This window comes from Vibrio sp. RC586, assembly GCF_000176715.1.
Classification (GTDB): domain Bacteria; phylum Pseudomonadota; class Gammaproteobacteria; order Enterobacterales; family Vibrionaceae; genus Vibrio.
On sequence record NZ_ADBD01000005.1, the window covers coordinates 122,739 to 141,736 of the forward strand.

Sequence of the window (18,998 nt, forward strand, 5' to 3'; positions counted from 1 at the left end):
TAAAGCAAAACCACTTTGCGCGATGAGTGTTACTGTTTTTCATGCAACACAAAAACATTCAGCATTGATATCGAGATATTCATCTCATCAATAGAGTAAATACTTGAAGGTATCGCAAAGTTTCAACAAGCAAGGTAAGTCAGTTTTGCAACCATCCGATTGCAGAAAAGTTAAAGTTCAGATCCTGAAAAACGTCAGAATGACGTTGCAAGAAGCCTGACGAGTTACAAATCATTTAACTTGTTTTACAGGAAGATAGCGCTCAAATACCGCTTGTGCATGACCCGTTTTTTGTGCATCTAACAGGTATTGGTTAATGCCGTTAAGCAGTGTGAGTGAATTGGGCAAACTTCGCCGAATTTGGACATGGTACTGCTTATACAGCCCCAGTGACTGATGGACAAGGTTACGTTCCAACTTATAAACCCCTAATTGTATACCACCATAAATCGGTTCAATTTCACTCACGAACCAATCACAACGTCTTTTTTGCAACATATCGAGCGCATGCTGCACCGAGCTTAAGTACAGCGAAGGGGCTTTGGGCAGAGCGAATTTTTCATAGTTAAAACCATTCACTCCACACAATACTCCCTCTGTTGTAGAGGCGGAGAGTAAATCCTTCTTTTGATCTGCGAGAGTAAAATATCCTAGCTGAATGGTATAAAGCGGCACAGAGAAATAGCTGTAGGATTCTCGTTCGGCTTGATAACTCGCATCCCAAGTCAAATCGCAACGACCACTATCATGGGCCAGTTCATGCTGAACCCGTGCCCAAGGCATAAATTTAATTTGGTAATCAATCTGCAGGGTGTTTAACGCATCAATCACCAACGTGGTTGCTGATCCCGTCAAAGAAGAAGCTTTCTCTTGTTCAGATGTCCCTTGCCAGTAAGTGAATGGAGGCCAAACATTGACATCCCCCACACAGACACGCAGTGGATTAGCGAGAGCACCACTGGCGATCAATATTAGTCCAAGCAAGAGAAATAGCCGCATATACCATACTCAGAGATCTGACTGCGTTTCTACAGTGTAGCCTGTTGCCAGAGATAAACGACAATCCGTGTTAAGTGATGTTTTGCATAAAAATAAAGCTAGAAAATCTAGCTTTATTTTTATTCGGATTATAGTGCTGACCACAACGCTTAAGGGCGAGCAACAAAACCGACGGCTGCGTACACTTTTTTCAGCGTTTGCAGTGCTTTAGCAGAGGCTTTTTCTGCGCCATCACGCATTACGCTGTTGAGGTATTCACGGTCATGACGAATGCGTTGGTATTCCGCCTGAACAGGCTCCAGCATGGCAACAATCGCCTCACCCACATCTTTCTTAAATGGGCCGTACATTTCCACGCCAGCGTACTGGGCTTCAATCTCAGCAAATGTTTTGCCCGTTGCGGCCGAGTAAAGTCCCATCAGGTTAGCAATGCCGGCTTTGTTTTCAACATCGTAAGCGATACGCGGTGGGGTTTCGGCGTCAGTCTGCGCTTTGTTGATCTTCTTGATGATCGATTTCGGGTCTTCCAACAAGGTGATCACGTTTTTGGGGTTATCGTCTGATTTGGACATTTTCTTAGTCGCATCTTGCAGACTCATTACCCGCGCATTCACGGTTGGAATGTAGGGCTCAGGAATGGTAAAAATCGGTTGCTCTGGGCTGTAAATATTATTGAAACGGGTCGCGATATCGCGCGCCAGTTCCAGATGTTGTTTCTGGTCGCTGCCCACCGGTACTTGGTGCGCACCGTACAGCAGAATATCCGCGGCCATCAGCACCGGATAACCAAACAGACCGGTATTCACATCGTTGGCGTAACGTGCCGATTTGTCTTTAAACTGAGTCATACGGCTCAGCTCACCCATCTGGGTGTAGCAGTTCAAAACCCAACCGAGTTGAGCGTGCTCAGGTACGTGTGACTGAACAAATAGCGTGCTCTTTTTCGGATCAACGCCAACCGCGAGACAGATAGCCAAAGCATCCAATGTCGCTTCATGCAGTGCTTTCGGGTCTTGACGAACCGTAATCGCATGCAAATCCACAACACAGTACTGGCAGTCATAATCATCTTGCATCTGTTGCCATTGACGTAGAGCACCCAAGTAGTTACCGATACTTAGTTCACCTGACGGTTGAACACCACTCAATACAATGGGTTTGCTCATGGGTTTGATTTCCTTGTGACTGAAATTGAAATTACACAAAACAAAGTGACAAAAACCGCGCACAGAGTCGGCGCGATTCAAGCAGTGTACTCATTAACGAGTATTTTACTAGTGTGAACGGCAACTTTTACGCCGAAACGAGCACCACTTCAAGCAGAGTACCAATGTCATCAGAAACGAAGTCTGGCTCCGCATTGGCAATCGGTTCGCCGTGGTTATAACCGTAGGTTAAACCGAAGGAATAACATCCGGCATTTTTCGCCGCCAGAATGTCGTTTTTTGAATCCCCGACCATCAACATTTGCTCAGCGCTTAACTGATGCTTCTCTAATAACCAATTCAGCGCCATCGGATCCGGCTTTTTATTCGGGAAGGTATCGCCGCCAATCACATCACTGAAAAAGTGCGCGATGCCGTGTTGCTCTAGAACATCTGGCACAAATTTAGAAGGCTTATTGGTCACGAGCGCCAGAATAAAACCCGCTTGATGCAGCTCTAAAAGCGTGGTTTTAACATTAGGGTACAGGTGGCTCAGCTTGTGCCCCGTTTGTTCATAAAACTCATCAAACAGGTGACGCGCTTGAGCACGTAGCTCTGGGCTTAATTCAGGATTGATCGTTAAGCTCTGGCTGAGTGCGCGCGCAATCAACACATCCGCACCATTACCGACATAATCACGCACTTGCGCTTCGCTCACCGCCGGATAGCCGACCGCACGCGCCGCTTGATCCGCCGCTACCGCTAAATCCGGCACACTGTCGAGCAGCGTACCATCCAAATCAAAAGCAATTAATTTTATGGATTTCAAAACACGATCCTAAATCAGATTAAATCTTGGCTTTCGCCAGCTCAGCGCGCATCTGCTCAATCACCGCTTGGTAATCTGGCTGGCCAAAAATCGCCGAGCCTGCGACAAACATATCCGCACCCGCTTCGGCGATTTCACGGATATTGTCCACTTTCACGCCACCATCAATTTCCAAACGAATTGGGCGGCCGCTTTGCTTAATACGCTCACGCACCGCGCGCAGTTTATCTAAGGTATGTGAAATGAAAGATTGTCCACCAAAGCCCGGGTTCACCGACATCAGCAAAATCAAATCGACTTTATCCATGATGTAATCCAGATGATGTAGAGGTGTCGCAGGGTTCAGTACCACGCCCGCCTGACAGCCGCACTCTTTGATCAGTTGTAAAGTACGGTCAACGTGCTCTGAAGCTTCAACGTGGAAAGTGATCATGGAAGCACCGGCTTTGGCAAAATCCGGAATGATGCGATCGACCGGCTTGACCATCAAATGCACATCAATCGGTGCCGTAATGCCGTAATCGCGCAGGGCTTTACAAATCGGAGCGCCAAACGTCAGATTCGGTACGTAGTGGTTATCCATCACATCGAAATGCACCACATCCGCGCCAGCGGCCAGTACCTTGGCAACGTCTTCACCTAAACGAGCAAAATCTGCGGAGAGAATGGATGGAGCAATGAGAAAATCTTTCATACCGACCTCATGTGGAATGGAATGCGAGCTGAACACAATGTGGCCGCCATTCTACCTAAGCTCGTGATGAGATCCTAGCGCACAGCTTGCCGCTAAGCGGTGAAATCTGCCGCTTAGCCCACAAGATCACGGATTGTTTGGAAGAGTTGGGGTGAATAACGCTAACAGTTCATCCACTTTATTGCGCCCTGCGCCATTACGACTGATAGTGCGATTGGCCTTGACCACATTGAGCTGTGCTCCGCGATACAAGCGTCGAGTGTGAGTGGTATCGTGGTTAGAGATCAGTACCGAAATCCCACGTTCCTTGGCGGTTTTCTCGGCGATATCGGCTAACGCCGCTTGATCGTCTAGCGTAAAACCATTACCAGCATAAGAGGTAAAATTGGCGGTGGTCGATAGCGGTGCGTAGGGAGGATCACAGTAAATCACGCTATCGCTTTGCGCACGGGCAAACGTTTCACCGTAAGAGGCACAAATAAACGTCGCACGCTGCGCTTTTTCAGCAAAAAACTCGAGTTCTTGCTCTGGGAAATAGGGTTTTTTGTAGGAACCAAACGGTACATTGAACCCGCCTTTTTTGTTGTAACGGCACAGGCCGTTAAAACCAAAACGGTTCATATACAAGAAAGCCAACGAGCGAAACATCACATCATCGCTCTGGTTAAACTGCTTACGAATGTCGAGATAGGCTTCTTTGCGGTTATTTTCTGGCACAAACCAACGCTTAGATTCCGCAATATAATGCTGTGGTTGTACTTTCAGCAAATTGTAGAAATTGATCAGATCCGGATTGATGTCTGCCAGCAGATAACGCTCGAAATCGGTGTTAAGAAAAACCGAACCAGCGCCAACAAAAGGCTCCACGAGCTCACGAGCCTCAGGTAGATGACGTTGAATGTCTTCTACTAGGCTATATTTACCCCCAGCCCATTTCAGAAAGGCACGCTGCTTTTTCATCTACTGCTCTAATCTTTCGCCACAAAATAAGGCTGCGGAATGTAACATATTTTTCAGTGAAGCTCAGGTTTATTTCTTACGCTCAATTTCCCGCTGTACTTGGCTAAGTGATTTTGCCCAAGGGCCAAGTGCTTGTAACGGTGCAGAGAGTTTTTCTGAAGCATCGCGCGCCATTTGGATGGTCGGATAATTACCCATGGTGACAATAAACCACTCAACCTCATTGCGTTGAGTTGGGTAGATATAAACTTTATTTTGCAGCTTATGCTCATCAAGAAATGCTTGAACATCCTGCATCGAATTCATGGCCGCCAACTGCAAAGTGTAGCTGCGCGGCGACATGGCTTTTAGCTCATCACGCGCAAAAGAAAAACTCACTGGTTTAGACTGCGACGCTTGAGCCGGGGCTGTTTCTAGCGTCTTGGTTTTCAACTCAGTCACCGCTTGAGTTGATTCAACCACATGGTTAATGGCAGACGTGTCCGTGCTTTCCGCTTTATTTTGCAACAAGGCATCGACCACATCTGAATTGATCACCACGCGCTTTCCGTCATCCTCAATACCAACACTCGCGGTAGTATCAACCACATCAGGTGGCAACGCCGCCGTATCATCATCAGCACCATGAGCTGCAGAACTAGACTCGCCGTTTACGCCCAAGCTCTCTTGAGAAACTTCCCCCGAAGTGGCATTTGCATTAAGCGTGGGAATCGCCGTTTGCTCACCAGTAGCGCTTTCTGTGGTCTGCATCTCTTCCGGAACCGGTTTAGAGAGTAGCCACCAGTAACCACCACCAAGTAGCAACAGTAGTAGCAACACAACCAGAGCAATATTAAACGGTGAACCGATGATCGAGCGGATCACGACCCGTTTTTCACTTTTGGTTTCCGCCAACGCCATAATCTCCCCCGGTAATGGATTCACTTTTTTGTATGCATTACGCACTTTACGCTCAAGTTGTGGCTCAACATAGCGCATAACTCGATTTTCGAATAAGCGATCCGCTTCATCTTCGGACAACATCTCAATTTCTAAATCGATCGGCTTGTGCTCTTGCCCATAGCTTAAGCGAGTCAGCAATGCATCTAGTCCATTGTCTTGAGCAAACAGCACCACGTTGATATTCCAATGCGGGTTGCTTTGTGCTTCTAACACCAGCATCCACAATTCAGACACTAAAGACTCAGTGAGAAGATGGGCGTCATCGACCACAATCGCGATATCGCAGTTTTGCTCCTCAAACAGGCGAGCAAAACTCTCAGCCAATGCATCTTTTGGGTTATACAATGGCTCAGAAAACAGTTGTGACAAAATAGTGACACGGCGCTGCTCATCATTTTGATTAGGGTGGCACATGAGCAGAGCTTGATTTTTGTCCTGTGCCCAACTCTCTAAAAATCGCTGTGCTAACCAAGATTTTCCCGCGCCTTGGCGACCACAAACATTCACTAAATTAGAACCAAAGCGGGTCAGCAGTTGCAACCGCTCCAGTAATTCCGTTTGAGACTCTAAATCCAGTTCATGTGCCAAACTCATCGGGCCATCCTATGACAATTGTCAAAATTCAAAATGATTCGCAAAAACCTAGTTTATACCGTGCGGCAGAACTCAATGGCTTGGGCAATGATCGCTTCTGGTACACCTTTCACCACTTCAGAAGTACCGATGCTAGTCGGTAACACTAAACGCAGTTCACCCGCCAAGACTTTTTTGTCACGCATCATGTGTTGCATAAAGTCAGTAAAGGTCATGTCGTCCGGTGTGCGGATCGGCAATTGTGCTTTTTTCAGTATAGCTACGATGCGCTCAAACTGAGCCGGATCGATAAGGCCTTGTAGCCAAGCCGTTTTTGCTGCCATCACAGTACCAGCCGCCACCGCTTCACCGTGCAACCAATTGCCATAGCCCATATGTGCTTCAATCGCATGCCCGAAGGTATGACCGAGATTGAGCAGCGCTCGGATCCCAGATTCCTTCTCATCTTGCGCCACCACATCAGCCTTGATCTGACAGCAACGTGCAATCGCGTAAGTCAACGCTTGCTCGTCCAACGCATACAACGCATCCATATGCTCTTCTAACCAGTAGAAAAACGCTTGGTCGTAAATAATGCCGTACTTGATCACTTCCGCCATCCCAGCCGCAAACTCACGCTTAGGCAAAGTAGCTAGGCAGTGGGTATCAATCACGACCGCTTTAGGTTGATAGAAAGCACCAATCATATTCTTGCCCAGTGGATGATTGACAGCAGTTTTCCCTCCAACCGATGAATCAACTTGCGATAGAAGTGTGGTCGGCATTTGAATGAAATCAACACCACGCTGATAACAAGCGGCAGCAAAACCGACTAGATCACCAATCACACCACCACCGAGGGCTATGACTACCACATCACGGCTGTAATTGTGCTCAAGCAAAAAACTCAGCACCGTGTTGAAAGTTTCTAGGCTTTTGTATTGCTCGCCATCGGGCAATTCTAGCAGAGCATGCTGACAGCCTAACTGATCGAGTAAAGAGAGAATAGAAGCAGCATACAGAGGGGCAACCGTTTGATTGGTAATGACCACGACTTTCTGTTTTGCTGAGAGAGGAAGAAGGGCCGGATTGGTAAACAATCCGGCACCGATTGAGATTGGGTAGCTACGTTCACCGAGGTTGACCGTAATCCGCTCCATGGTTTTGCACTCCAATTCGAAGAAACATTACATTATGTGTTCTTCTAGCATTTTTACGATCTGATTGGCTACCACTTTTGCACTTTGATCGTCGGTACGTACCGTGATATCGGCAATCTCTTCATACAGAGGATTACGATCTTCAGCCAATTGCTCTAACACATCGCGTGGGCAATCGGTTTGCAGTAGTGGGCGCTTTTTATCGCGATTGGTACGTGCCAATTGTTTTTCGATTGTGGTTTCAAGGTATACAACGATACCACGAGCAGACAGTCGGTTGCGGTTCTCTTTACTAATTACTGAGCCACCACCCGTCGCCAGTACGATACCCTGTTGCTCGGTTAGATCATTAATAACGGCCTCTTCGCGCTTGCGGAAGCCTTCTTCACCTTCAACATCAAACACCCATGCGATATCCGCTCCGGTACGTTCTTCGATAACCGTATCAGAGTCGATAAACTCCATGTGCAGTTGTTGAGCTAGGTGTCTACCAATTGTGCTTTTGCCAGCGCCCATAGGGCCAACAAGGAAAATATTGCGTTTCTCAGCCATGTTCAGCAGTAATATACAACGTTAATTCAATGACATCGCCACAAGAGTTGTTGGACATCAGCCAACCGTAGGAATGCTTGTGGCACCTATTCCTCACCGATATTTCGTGATAAGACCCGAAATTATCTAGATATGGTGCCACTATTGCAACTTTAATTTTTGTTCGCTTGTTACGCGCACGCTAAGTTATTGAATGACCACTTTCGGCGTGACAAAAATCAGTAGTTCACTTTTACCCATTTGCTCGTACGTTCGTCTAAATAACGCCCCCAAAACAGGCAGGTCACCAAGTAATGGCACCTTATCCACAGAATTATTGATGCTGTGCTGGAAAATGCCACCCAACACAACAGTTTCTCCGTTATTCACTAGCACTTGAGTGCCGATACGTTGAGTGTCAATGGAGACGGCTTCTCCGGTTCCCGTTTTCACCGTTTCGCCACGGCGGTCTTGAGTCACGCTCAGATCGAGCACCAAACGGTTATCCGGCGTAATTTGTGGGGTGACTTTCAAGCTCAAAACGGCTTTCTTGAACGATACGGTGCTTGCACCACTAGATGAAGATTCGAGGTAAGGGATCTCTGTACCTTGTTCGATATACGCAGGCTGTTTGTTGGTGGTAATCAGACGAGGACTCGAAATGATTTCTGCCTTCGATTCATTTTGTAAAGCCGATAACTCTAAGTCCAACAGCGTATCAGAACCTAACTTAGCCACTTGGAAAGCAATCGAAGACGCGTTTGTTGAAGCGGCCGCTAAGTTAACATTCAAGAATTCATCAACCGGAAATTCATCTTCCGCCAATAACCCTTGTTGCCATAAGTTACTTTCAATGGTTCCACCTACGGAGTGACTACCATTGGTCGACATCACGCCCCAACGCACACCAAGTTCATCCAAGTTACCTTCTTTTACGGTGACAATACGAGCCTCGATCTGCACTTGTTTAACCGGAATATCCAACGATTCAATGATTTCACGGATAACCGCAATGTTATCGGGTAGCTCTCGGATCAGCAGTGAGTTAGTTCGCTCATCTATGCTGATCGAACCCCGTTCAGACAGCATGTTGACGTTGCCTTCTCCGCCAATCATCGCCGCAATGTCAGACGCTTTGGCAAAGTTGATTTTGATGATTTCAGATTTTAAATCCCCAAGTTCTTCTGCTAAACGGGCTTTTTCGAGCGCTTGTTTCTCACGCAAATCGAGCTCCTCTTTTGGCGCAATCAAAATCACATTGCCATCCACCCGTTTATCAAGCCCTTTGACTTGCAGAATGATGTCTAACACTTGCTGCCAAGGTACGCCATCCAAGCGTAAAGTCAGATTGCCGACAACCGAGTCCGATACTACTAAGTTGAAGCCGTTATAATCGGCAATCAGCTGCAATACGTTACGCACTGGAATGTCTTGGAAGTTAATCGAGATAAGCCTGCCCTCTTTTTCCAAAATGCTTTTTGGCTTGGGTTGCTCGTTCTCTTTAAGCTTGCTGATCACAACTTCAAGGTATTTACCTTTTAAGCTGTAGTCATGTTTAAACTCACCTTCGATGGTTGCAACGAGTTGTGTACTTGGCTCTTTACGGAACACTTCGACACTTTGGACTGGTGTAGAAAAATCTTTCACATCTAATAGATAGAGTTTGTCATCTGCCACATCAGTTTTCAGCAGTTCTATACTCAGCCCTTCCTGAACTTTTTGTACATCTACCACCACTGATGGTGAAGCCAACTCGACAATCAATACTGCCGCTTTATCCTTATTGACCCGAAAATCGATGTTTTCGAGCTGATTAGCGGCCGTAGAATCCGCACTCATCGCCACGGAAGAAGCACAAAGAGCAACACCAACCCACAAGGTCAGCCAAGTCTGTGCGACATAAGTTTTCAATCCATTTCTCATCGTTATATCTCTATACTTCAACCTATTATTTTAAAGCCAGCTTGACGTTACGCTGATTCCAACACCCTAAGCCATCAGGCAAGGTTTCATTAATTAACAAATAGCTGTCGTCAACTCGTGTGACTTTTCCGTTATTAATCCCTACGTACTGCCCCGCTTTGACTTTCTCGACATTACCGGCAGGTGTTTGCACAAGGGCGGATATACTTCCACCACTGCTCATCACCCCTTTTAAACGCAGTTGATGCAGTGGATAGCGCTCTAGCGGACCATTTTTCGCACGCGGTACAGGTTGCCAACAATCAGCTTTGGCCACGGGCTGGTTTTGCACTAAAGCCTCTTTTGGCAACACAAAAGGCTCGCGCCCCTTATGTTGTTGGTAGGTAGTAACTTCAAATTCTAAGATAGGCTTTAGCTTGGTCACTTCCTTACGCGCATCTCGCTCAACTTGCGCTACATAGGAAGCGAGGTCCTCTTGGTTGGCCTTACACCCCGCCAAACTAAACAAGGCAACAAGCAATAACCCAATACGGTTATTTTTCATCTTCTACCTCCTGTTTAAATTGGTAGGTGTAAGCTCTGACTCGAAAGTGCAACGTGCTACTCTCTTGGCTTACCCGCTGCCAATCCACATCATCAAAGTTGATAATGCGCGGCAGCTTGGCAATCGCTTCAGAAAAATCGCCTATGTCGTGATAGTTACCAGTCAGTTCGATATTGAGTGGCAGGCGGTACAAAAACTCTTGGCTTTCTCGCTCCCCCCAATCAATCCGTGTAAACGTCAAGGAATTATCGAGACCAAGTTGGTTAACGGAAGCGAGCATGCTGGCAAGTTCTTTTTGCACCGGTAATTGGCGCAATAAAAAATCGTAACGCTCTTTGAGCTCATCCAATTGAGCTTGGATTTGCGGTAAGGCGGCTACTTTATTCGCCTTGATACGCAGGGTAGCTTTAACGGTTTCTTCTTCTTGCTTTAACACGGCAATGTCGTCTTGCTTGGGCATGAGATAGAACCAATAACCAGCCCCCTGAGTCAGTAACATCAACAGCAAGATCACCATCAATTGAGGCAGCAGTGGCCACTCGGTGATTTCATCGAGTTCTAACTCTTGAAAACTAGCCATTGTGTGCACCTCCCTCTTGCGGATTAGAGGCTGGGGTTAAAATTTGGAAGGAGACTTTAAAGCTCTGAAATTGCTTACCAAATCGCTTGTTGCCCGAAACAATCTCGTGCATTTCAACCTCACTCAATTTGGCCGATTTTTCCAAGTTATCGAGCATGGTTGCCAAACGTGCAGTGGAATCACTAATCCCTGTCATTTCTATCTCACGACCATTCATTTTGATCTTGTCGACATAGACTCCCTCAGGAATGAGAGCTGGCATCTGGTTCATAAACTCGGTGGTTTTATTACGCTTTTGCTGTAACTGCTCAACCACGGTTAAACGCGTCAGTAAAGCTTTATGATCCTCTTCAGCAATTTTCAGTTTAGCGATCTGCTGATCCAACGCGAAAATGTGCTGCTTTAAATAGCCGATGCGCTCTTGCTGTTTGGCCATTTGCCCACTTAAGTATTCACCAGCACCAAACTGCATCAGTACCGCAAGCAAAACACCAAGTGTCACTAACCCCAAAAAGCGCCGCTTATGCGCTTCGCGCCGTTTATCTCGCCACGGTAGTAAGTTAATGTTATGCAGCATGTTCACTCTCCAACCATGCTAAACCACGCAATGCAAGGCCTGCTGCAGTGCTAAAGCGCTGCCCATCAATCACTTGACGTTTACGCTTTGTAACGTTCATTTTGAACAGTGAAAACGGATTCAAGACTTCGCAAGGCAGTGACAATCGCTGATAGAGCGCCTCTTCCAATCCCGCTATCGTTGCTCCACCACCAGAGAGCCATAAGCCACTCAAGCTTTGTGCGCCATGCACTGAAGTAAATAGTTGAATTTGACGTGCGACTTTATCAACAAACTCGTTGATGAAGCGCTGAGTCGGATCTTGCGCGAATGTCTGACCAAAGGCTTGAGCACCATGCGAATCCCCCTCAAGAGCGCGCGTGCCCAAAGGCACATCTTTATAGAAAGGCATTTTTTCCGTGAAATCGAGACACAATGAACTTTGGGTATAGCCAACATCAATCAGCATCCAATCAGGGCGTCGATAAGCGCGACTCGCGAGTTGCCATAAATGGAGCAAACTATGCACTTGCACATCCATCAAAATCGGTTCAAAGCCCGCTTTTTTACTGGCTTGTAAACGACTTTCGACCACATCTCGCTTGGTGGCATAAACATGAAAGGTAGTGGTCGCCGTGCGCACCAGATTTTTTTCTGCCACTTTAACGAAATCAAGGCTCAGTTCTTCGACCGGAAACGGGGATTGATGAGAAAAAGCCTGATAGATCGCAAACTCTTGTTCTCTATGCTCAAGATCGCTATCTATTTGTAATACTTTGCTTATTACTGCGTTATCCGGAATTGCAACCGCGACTTTGTGACTAAATAGTGGTAACCCCTTTTTTAGTTCTTTGAGTTTCTTTACAATTTTCTGATAATCGAGCGTGTGATTATCGGTGAAAATATCAGCGGTAACGAGCAACTCCTCATACCCCACAAGCGCATAAGTGTCGCCCATAGGTTTGAGCACCACCGCTTTTATGCTGTGATGGCCGATATCAATACCCGTAACTAATGATTTACCCATGAGGCTAAACTCCAGTAAAGAGGTTCAGCTCGACAGGCCTATTTCTCAAAAAATAGGCAGATGATATTTTGCGAGCTAAGGTTTTAGCCTAGAGTACAAGGGTTTGCATTAGTGCAGCCTCAACTAAACAGGGATTCTCCGGTGAAGTTCATAAAGCGTTTATTAGTATTTTCATTGATTTGCATTATTCTTGGAGTCACTACAATCTTTGGTTTCTATTTCTACGTGAAATCAGAATTGCCAGATGTTGCCACTCTACGTGATGTCCAATTACAAACTCCAATGCAGGTCTTTAGTCAGGATGGCAAGCTGATCGCTCAATTTGGCGAAAAGCGCCGTATTCCGCTCAAACTGGAAGAGATGCCCAAAGAGTTGATTGAAGCGGTGATAGCCACCGAGGACTCTCGCTATTACGAACACTACGGTTTCGACCCGATTGGTATCACCCGTGCCGCGTTTGCAGTGGTCGCCTCGGGTAGTGCCTCTCAAGGGGCAAGCACCATTACTCAACAGCTTGCACGTAACTTTTTCCTCTCTAATGAGAAGAAAGTGATGCGCAAAATCAAAGAGATCTTCATTGCCATCCATATTGAACAGCTGTTAAGCAAGCAAGAGATCTTAGAGCTTTACCTGAACAAGATTTATCTCGGCTACCGCTCTTATGGTGTCGGTGCTGCTGCACAGGCGTATTTTGGTAAAGAGGTAAAAGATCTGACCTTAGGTGAGATTGCTCTGATTGCAGGTCTACCGAAAGCTCCCTCAACCATGAACCCGATCTACTCGGTAGAACGTGCCACCAACCGCCGCTATGTGGTTTTGCTGCGTATGTTGGATGAGAAGTACATCACTCAAGCAGAGTATGATGCGGCACGAGCAGAACCTGTCACATCCAAATATCACGGCGCAGAGATTGAACTGAACGCTCCTTATGTCGCGGAGATTGCCCGCGCTTGGATGGTTGAGCGTTACGGTGAAGAAGCGGCTTACACTTCTGGTATGAATGTGTATATGACGGTTGAATCGAAACTGCAAAAAGCAGCCAACCAAGCGGCGATCAATAACTTATTGGCCTACGATGAACGCCACGGTTATCGTGGTGCAGAAAAAGAATTGTGGAAAGATAAACAACCCGCATGGAATCAGACCCAACTCACCGAATACCTCAATAATGAACCCACTTATGGCGACATGTACCCAGCGGTGGTGTTGAACGTAGAGGACAAATCTGCACGAGTTTGGATAAAAAGCTATGGTGAACAAACCCTTGCTTGGGAAGACATTAACTGGGCACGCCGTTTTATTAATGACGACCGCCAAGGACCACTGCCGAAAAGTGCCACTGAGTTTTTAGCCGCTGGACAACAGATTTGGGTTCGTCCTCATAATAGTAATGAAGAGCAACCCACCGCTTGGAAACTGAGCCAAGTTCCCAATGCCAACACTGCGTTTATCGCAATGAATCCTGATAATGGTGCGGTATTAGCGCTGGTCGGTGGCTTTAACTTTGTGCACAACAAGTTTAACCGTGCCACCCAATCGGTTCGTCAGGTAGGTTCAAGTATCAAGCCCTTTATCTACTCTGCTGCCCTCAATAAAGGGATGACGCTAGCAACACTGATCAATGATGCACCGATTAACCAGTGGGATGAAAGCCAAGGTACAGCTTGGCGTCCGAAAAACTCACCACCGACTTATACTGGCCCAACTCGATTAAGAATTGGTTTAGCCCAATCTAAGAACGTGATGGCAGTACGTGTTCTCCGCGAAGTTGGCTTGGATGAAACTCGCGAATACTTAACTCGCTTTGGTTTCGACTTAGATCAGTTACCACGTTCAGAAACCATTGCGCTAGGTGCTGGCAGTTTAACTCCAGTCAAAGTGGCACAAGGTTTTTCAGTGTTTGCCAATAATGGTTATTACGTTGAGCCATTCTATATCAGCCGCGTTGAGAACCCGTTTGGTAAAGTAGAATTTAGTGCAACACCGAAAGTGGTTTGCCACAGCCAATGCTCGTCAGAGTTGAATGAGTTTGCCGAGCAAGACGCAGCTAACCCATATGCTCCAAAAGTCATTTCCGAGCAAAATGCGTTTTTAACTCGCGAAATGTTGTACAGCAATATTTGGGGCGGTGGTGAATGGAGCTCAGATACCGGATGGAATGGCACTGGTTGGCGTGCTCAGTCACTCAAGCGACGTGATATCGGGGGCAAAACCGGAACCACCAACGACTCAAAAGACGCTTGGTATAACGGTTATGGTCCTGGCATCGTTGGCATCGCTTGGGTAGGTTTTGATGACCATAGTCGTAACCTTGGTAAAACGGCCCCCAACCCGAATCTCGATGACGATGTCTCTGGTGCTGAATCGGGCGGTAAGACCGCGCTGCCCGCATGGGTTGAGTTTATGTCAATCGCGCTACAAGATGTTCCCGTGCAACAAAAAGTTGTACCGGATAACATCGTTCGTGTACGCATTGATCGTGATACTGGGTTACTGACCAATAAGTTAGATTCGAGCTCTATGTTTGAGTATTTTGAAGCAGGCACTGAGCCAACAGAATACGTCAGCGACAATGTGAATGAATCTATCTATTCATCAGGTTCGGGAGAAGAGCTGTTCTAATCAGCTTTCAACGAAAAGTAAAAAGAGGCTGAACACAGCCTCTTTTTTATTGGATGGCAATGTGCAATTAATCCGCTTGCTGCAAACGCTGCTTAATCACTGCGGCTAACTGCTCAAAACGTTGACGTAATGGCGATCCGGGACGATAGACCAACACCAAGCGACGTGATGGAATAGGATTCACCGCACGCAAATAACACACTCCATCTTTTTTCTTGTCTTCCGGTAATGCCAGCTGCGGCAGTAACGTAATGCCGGCTCCCGCCGCCACCATATTGCGCAAAGTTTCCAAACTGGTCGCTTTAAAACGCTCATCATCTTTCGCGCCTGCGGCAAAACAGAAACCTAACGCTTGATCTCGTAAGCAGTGACCATCTCCTAAAGCGAGTACGGTTTTGCCTTTAAGCTCTAACATTTCTACTTCATCGCGCTCAGCCCAAACATGATCGCAAGGCACGGCAATACTCATCACTTCATCATACAGCTCTATTTCTTTAAACGGCGCGGTCTCTTCCACCGAAGCGAGTACCAAGCAATCGAGTTTGCCATCTTCAAGTTGACGCACTAATTGGCTGGTCTGCGCTTCATGCAGATAAAGCTCCAACTCAGGAAAACGTTCTTTCAGTGTTGGGATAATCCTAGGCAGCAAATACGGCCCTAAGGTCGGAATAAAGCCAATGTGCAATGGCCCTGTCATGGCTCCGGTTTGCTGGTTGGCCATATCTTTGAAGGTTTTCACCTCAGAAAGAATTTTCTTTGCTTGATCAACCAGTTGTAGCCCAGCTTCAGTAAACAGAACTCGGCGGCTACTGCGCTCAAGTAAGGTGGTTCCGATTTCATCTTCTAGCTTACGAATTTGGCCACTTAAGGTGGGTTGGCTGACAAAGCACGCTTCCGCCGCTTTGCGAAAATGCTTGTGGTCGGCTAAGGCCACCAAATATTCAAAATCACGAATGTTCATACTTCACCCAGATAGAATGCATCTATCAAAACCATAGCATTAAACGATTAGAGCTATCAAAGCATTTCTTTAACAATAGCCAGCAACAAGAGAGCCCATCTCATTGAATTAAAATCACATCTTAAATCTGAGGTAAGACATGTTTACATCTAAAGAAGGTCACACTATCCCACAAGTTACTTTCCCAACCCGCCAAGGTGATGCTTGGGTTAACGTCACAACAGATGAACTATTCAAAGATAAGACCGTTATCGTGTTTAGCTTGCCGGGTGCATTTACTCCAACCTGTTCATCCACTCACCTGCCGCGCTACAACGAGCTGTTCCCAGTTTTTAAAGAACATGGTGTCGATAGCATTTTGTGCGTATCGGTGAACGATACTTTCGTGATGAACGCGTGGAAAGATGACCAAAACGCAGACCAAATTACTTTCATCCCCGATGGCAATGGTGAGTTCACTAATGGCATGGGCATGCTGGTGGATAAAAATGATCTTGGCTTTGGTAAACGCTCATGGCGCTACAGCATGCTGGTTAAAAACGGCGTCGTAGAAAAAATGTTTATCGAACCGAATGAGCCGGGCGACCCGTTCAAAGTATCGGACGCAGATACCATGCTCAAATACATTGCCCCTCAATACAAGGTGCAAGAATCAGTGACCATTTTCACTAAGCCAGGTTGCCCTTATTGCGCCAAGGCGAAACAAGCATTGATTGATGCCGGTCTACAGTATGAAGAGCTGATTTTAGGTAAAGACGCCACCACCGTGAGCCTGCGCGCTGTTTCTGGCCGCACCACGGTGCCACAAGTGTTTATCGGTGGTAAGCACATTGGTGGTAGCGATGACTTAGAAGTCTACCTAAATCAATAAGCTCCGAAGGCTCCCGCTAGGGAGCCTCACTCTCCTGCAGACCAATAAAACCGATTGAGGAACCATAATGAAACAGATTCACGTTGACGTCGCCATTATCGGCGGTGGCACAGCTGGCCTTGGCGCTTATCGTGCAGCGAAAGCTTACACTCAGAATGTGGTGATGATTGAAGGCGGCCCTTACGGCACCACCTGTGCGCGTGTGGGTTGTATGCCCTCCAAACTGCTGATTGCTGCCGCAGAAAGCGTACACCAGATTGAAAAAGCCCCTGGCTTTGGTGTTTACCCACAAGGTGAGACTGTCATTAATGGCCGTGAAGTGATGGATCGCGTCAAACGCGAACGTGATCGCTTTGTCGGTTTTGTACTGGAAGGGGTGGATTCCATTCCAGAGCAAGACAAGATTGCAGGCTACGCGAAGTTTATTGATAACCATACACTGCAAGTGGATGAGCACACACGTATTCATGCCAAGCGTGTAGTCATTGCAACAGGCTCACGTCCTGCTTATCCAGCAGTATGGAATGAACTCGGTGATCGCCTAGTCGTTAACGACGATGTATTTGAGTGGGATGATCTTCCACAAGCGGTCGCTGTGTTTGGACCGGGAGTGATCGGTTTAGAACTTGGCCAATCCCTACATCGTTTAGGGGTGAAAGTGAAAGTGTTTGGCTTAGGCGGCCAAGTGGGACCACTGACCGATCCAGAAGTCATGGCTTACGCGAATCGTGCTTTCCAACAAGAGTTTTATCTCGATGCAGACGTGAAAGTCGAAAGCATGAAACGTATTGATCGCGATAAAGTGGAAATCCAATTTATCAACCAGCAAGGTGAGCTAGAAACCTTCATCGTGGATTATGTGCTTGCGGCGACAGGTCGTCGTCCCAACGTTGACAAATTAGCACTGGACAATACCGATGTTGTACTGGATGAACGTGGCGTACCCAAAGCGGATCACTACACACTGCAAACTTCGGTACCTTCGATTTTTATTGCAGGCGATGCCAGCAACCAAATCCCGCTGCTGCATGAAGCCGCTGACCAAGGTCGTATTGCAGGTGATAACGCAGGCCGCTTCCCAGACATTCGCGCGGGTTTGCGCCGCTCAGCAATTTCTGCGGTATTTTCTGACCCACAAATTGCCATGGTCGGAGAAACCTATAAGCAACTGACCCAGCGTTTGGGTAACTGTGGCTGCTTTGCTGTGGGTGAAGTGTCGTTTGAAAACCAAGGCCGTTCACGAGTGATGCTACGCAATAAAGGTTTGCTACATGTGTATGGTGAGCAAGGCACTGGCCGTTTCCTTGGTGCTGAAATGATGGGACCGAATGCCGAGCATTTAGCACACTTACTGGCTTGGGCGCACCAAAACCAAATGACCATTTCGCAAATGCTCGATATGCCTTTCTACCATCCAGTGATTGAGGAAGGGGTACGTACCGCTCTGCGTGACCTCAATGCGAAACTGCATCTTGGTCCAGAAATGATCAAACACTGTTTGGATTGTGGCCCGGGCTGTTAATTTGCCGCGCACTCAGAATCGATTCTTTCTGTAAAAATGCCAAAGCCTGAGGTCAACCTCAGGCTTTTTGTATTGGATTGCATTTGCCGTTGAATTCATTCACTTCTAACTTTCCTTAACTCTGCACTCAGGCTTCAGCATCATACTTGCGGTGGGTTATACTCCTTGATGTTTTAGCAACTCGGTGTTGTTCACCGACTGACAATCACGTCTGTTGGCTTAAGGTGGAGCGTATGGCTTGTGGAGAATGCAGCGAACATTGGTTTTGGAAAAAAATTGGCCGCTGTCAACGCTGTATGGATCAACTCACGGTGTTATCCGTGCTTGCCTGGATCGTTTGGTTTTGGGGGTTTAAGGATGCGCCAACGAGCATTGAATCGATCACTCTGATCTTCGCCGGTTTTGCTTTTAACGGTTTACTGTTTCTGCATTTATGGATGAAGTACGTGATCTTACCTTGGCGAAAACGACAAGGAAAAGAGGACTAAAGCAGCACCAAGCGTCTTTGCTAAGGCTTCTGTACTACTTCAATGCTATAGGAAAGAAAAAAGCCCTAAAC

The 18,998-nt window shown here is 46.9% G+C and carries 18 protein-coding genes; 4 read left to right on the forward strand and 14 right to left on the reverse strand.

The genetic code is table 11. From position 1 onward, the window contains the following. Nucleotides 1–231: 231 nt before the first annotated feature. From VOA_RS14940 to pilM, 13 genes are all read right to left on the reverse strand, one after another. Nucleotides 232–999, reverse strand: coding sequence for a substrate-binding periplasmic protein (locus tag VOA_RS14940; protein WP_001236007.1), 768 nt, complete (start codon nucleotides 997–999; stop codon nucleotides 232–234). 149 nt (nucleotides 1,000–1,148) lie between these two features. Next, the gene (trpS, locus tag VOA_RS14935) at nucleotides 1,149–2,165 is read right to left on the reverse strand and encodes a tryptophan--tRNA ligase (protein ID WP_000042612.1); all 1,017 of its coding nucleotides are present in this window, start codon (nucleotides 2,163–2,165) and stop codon (nucleotides 1,149–1,151) included. A gap of 127 nt (nucleotides 2,166–2,292) precedes the next feature. Then, nucleotides 2,293–2,973, reverse strand: a complete 681-nt coding sequence (locus VOA_RS14930; protein WP_000835873.1) for a phosphoglycolate phosphatase — start codon at nucleotides 2,971–2,973, stop codon at nucleotides 2,293–2,295. 19 nt (nucleotides 2,974–2,992) lie between these two features. Then, complete coding sequence (gene rpe / locus VOA_RS14925) at nucleotides 2,993–3,667, reverse strand: ribulose-phosphate 3-epimerase (protein WP_000651340.1); 675 nt, start codon at nucleotides 3,665–3,667, stop codon at nucleotides 2,993–2,995. Nucleotides 3,668–3,793: 126 nt separating this feature from the next. Next, the gene (locus VOA_RS14920; RefSeq protein ID WP_000744686.1) at nucleotides 3,794–4,627 is read right to left on the reverse strand and encodes a Dam family site-specific DNA-(adenine-N6)-methyltransferase; all 834 of its coding nucleotides are present in this window, start codon (nucleotides 4,625–4,627) and stop codon (nucleotides 3,794–3,796) included. 69 nt (nucleotides 4,628–4,696) lie between these two features. Then, on the reverse strand, nucleotides 4,697–6,163 hold the full coding sequence (locus tag VOA_RS14915; protein ID WP_000050202.1) for an AAA family ATPase: 1,467 nt from the start codon (nucleotides 6,161–6,163) through the stop codon (nucleotides 4,697–4,699). Nucleotides 6,164–6,216: 53 nt separating this feature from the next. Continuing rightward, nucleotides 6,217–7,302, reverse strand: a complete 1,086-nt coding sequence (gene aroB / locus VOA_RS14910; RefSeq protein ID WP_000439815.1) for a 3-dehydroquinate synthase — start codon at nucleotides 7,300–7,302, stop codon at nucleotides 6,217–6,219. A 27-nt stretch (nucleotides 7,303–7,329) separates the two neighbouring features. Continuing rightward, nucleotides 7,330–7,854, reverse strand: coding sequence for a shikimate kinase AroK (gene aroK / locus VOA_RS14905; RefSeq protein WP_000818614.1), 525 nt, complete (start codon nucleotides 7,852–7,854; stop codon nucleotides 7,330–7,332). Nucleotides 7,855–8,040: 186 nt separating this feature from the next. Continuing rightward, on the reverse strand, nucleotides 8,041–9,756 hold the full coding sequence (locus tag VOA_RS14900) for a type IV pilus secretin PilQ (protein ID WP_001243932.1): 1,716 nt from the start codon (nucleotides 9,754–9,756) through the stop codon (nucleotides 8,041–8,043). Between the two features lie 25 nt (nucleotides 9,757–9,781). After that, nucleotides 9,782–10,300 carry a pilus assembly protein PilP gene (locus VOA_RS14895; RefSeq protein WP_000794743.1) on the reverse strand — a complete coding sequence of 173 codons (519 nt, stop codon included), beginning with the start codon at nucleotides 10,298–10,300 and terminating at the stop codon, nucleotides 9,782–9,784. Continuing rightward, entirely contained in the window at nucleotides 10,290–10,880 is a 591-nt protein-coding gene (locus tag VOA_RS14890; RefSeq protein WP_000135850.1) for a type 4a pilus biogenesis protein PilO, read from the reverse strand. Before VOA_RS14890 ends, VOA_RS14895 begins: the two co-directional genes overlap by 11 nt. After that, entirely contained in the window at nucleotides 10,873–11,457 is a 585-nt protein-coding gene (locus tag VOA_RS14885; RefSeq protein WP_000903044.1) for a PilN domain-containing protein, read from the reverse strand. The genes VOA_RS14890 and VOA_RS14885 overlap by 8 nt, the downstream gene beginning before the upstream one ends. Next, nucleotides 11,447–12,463, reverse strand: a complete 1,017-nt coding sequence (pilM, locus tag VOA_RS14880; RefSeq protein ID WP_000520451.1) for a type IV pilus assembly protein PilM — start codon at nucleotides 12,461–12,463, stop codon at nucleotides 11,447–11,449. Before pilM ends, VOA_RS14885 begins: the two co-directional genes overlap by 11 nt. 141 nt (nucleotides 12,464–12,604) lie before the next feature. Here pilM and VOA_RS14875 point away from each other — a divergent pair, with 141 nt between their 5' ends. Next, nucleotides 12,605–15,085, forward strand: a complete 2,481-nt coding sequence (locus tag VOA_RS14875; protein ID WP_000668750.1) for a penicillin-binding protein 1A — start codon at nucleotides 12,605–12,607, stop codon at nucleotides 15,083–15,085. A gap of 67 nt (nucleotides 15,086–15,152) precedes the next feature. Here the strand turns inward: VOA_RS14875 and oxyR are convergent, their stop codons facing one another. After that, entirely contained in the window at nucleotides 15,153–16,046 is an 894-nt protein-coding gene (gene oxyR, locus VOA_RS14870; protein WP_001025912.1) for a DNA-binding transcriptional regulator OxyR, read from the reverse strand. Between the two features lie 139 nt (nucleotides 16,047–16,185). Here oxyR and VOA_RS14865 point away from each other — a divergent pair, with 139 nt between their 5' ends. From VOA_RS14865 to VOA_RS14855, 3 genes are all read left to right on the forward strand, one after another. Next, complete coding sequence (locus tag VOA_RS14865) at nucleotides 16,186–16,917, forward strand: glutathione peroxidase (protein WP_000495219.1); 732 nt, start codon at nucleotides 16,186–16,188, stop codon at nucleotides 16,915–16,917. A gap of 67 nt (nucleotides 16,918–16,984) precedes the next feature. Further along, nucleotides 16,985–18,439 carry a dihydrolipoyl dehydrogenase gene (locus VOA_RS14860; protein WP_000809396.1) on the forward strand — a complete coding sequence of 485 codons (1,455 nt, stop codon included), beginning with the start codon at nucleotides 16,985–16,987 and terminating at the stop codon, nucleotides 18,437–18,439. Between the two features lie 233 nt (nucleotides 18,440–18,672). Beyond that, entirely contained in the window at nucleotides 18,673–18,927 is a 255-nt protein-coding gene (locus VOA_RS14855; RefSeq protein WP_000742072.1) for a DUF3624 domain-containing protein, read from the forward strand. Nucleotides 18,928–18,998: the final 71 nt, after the last annotated feature.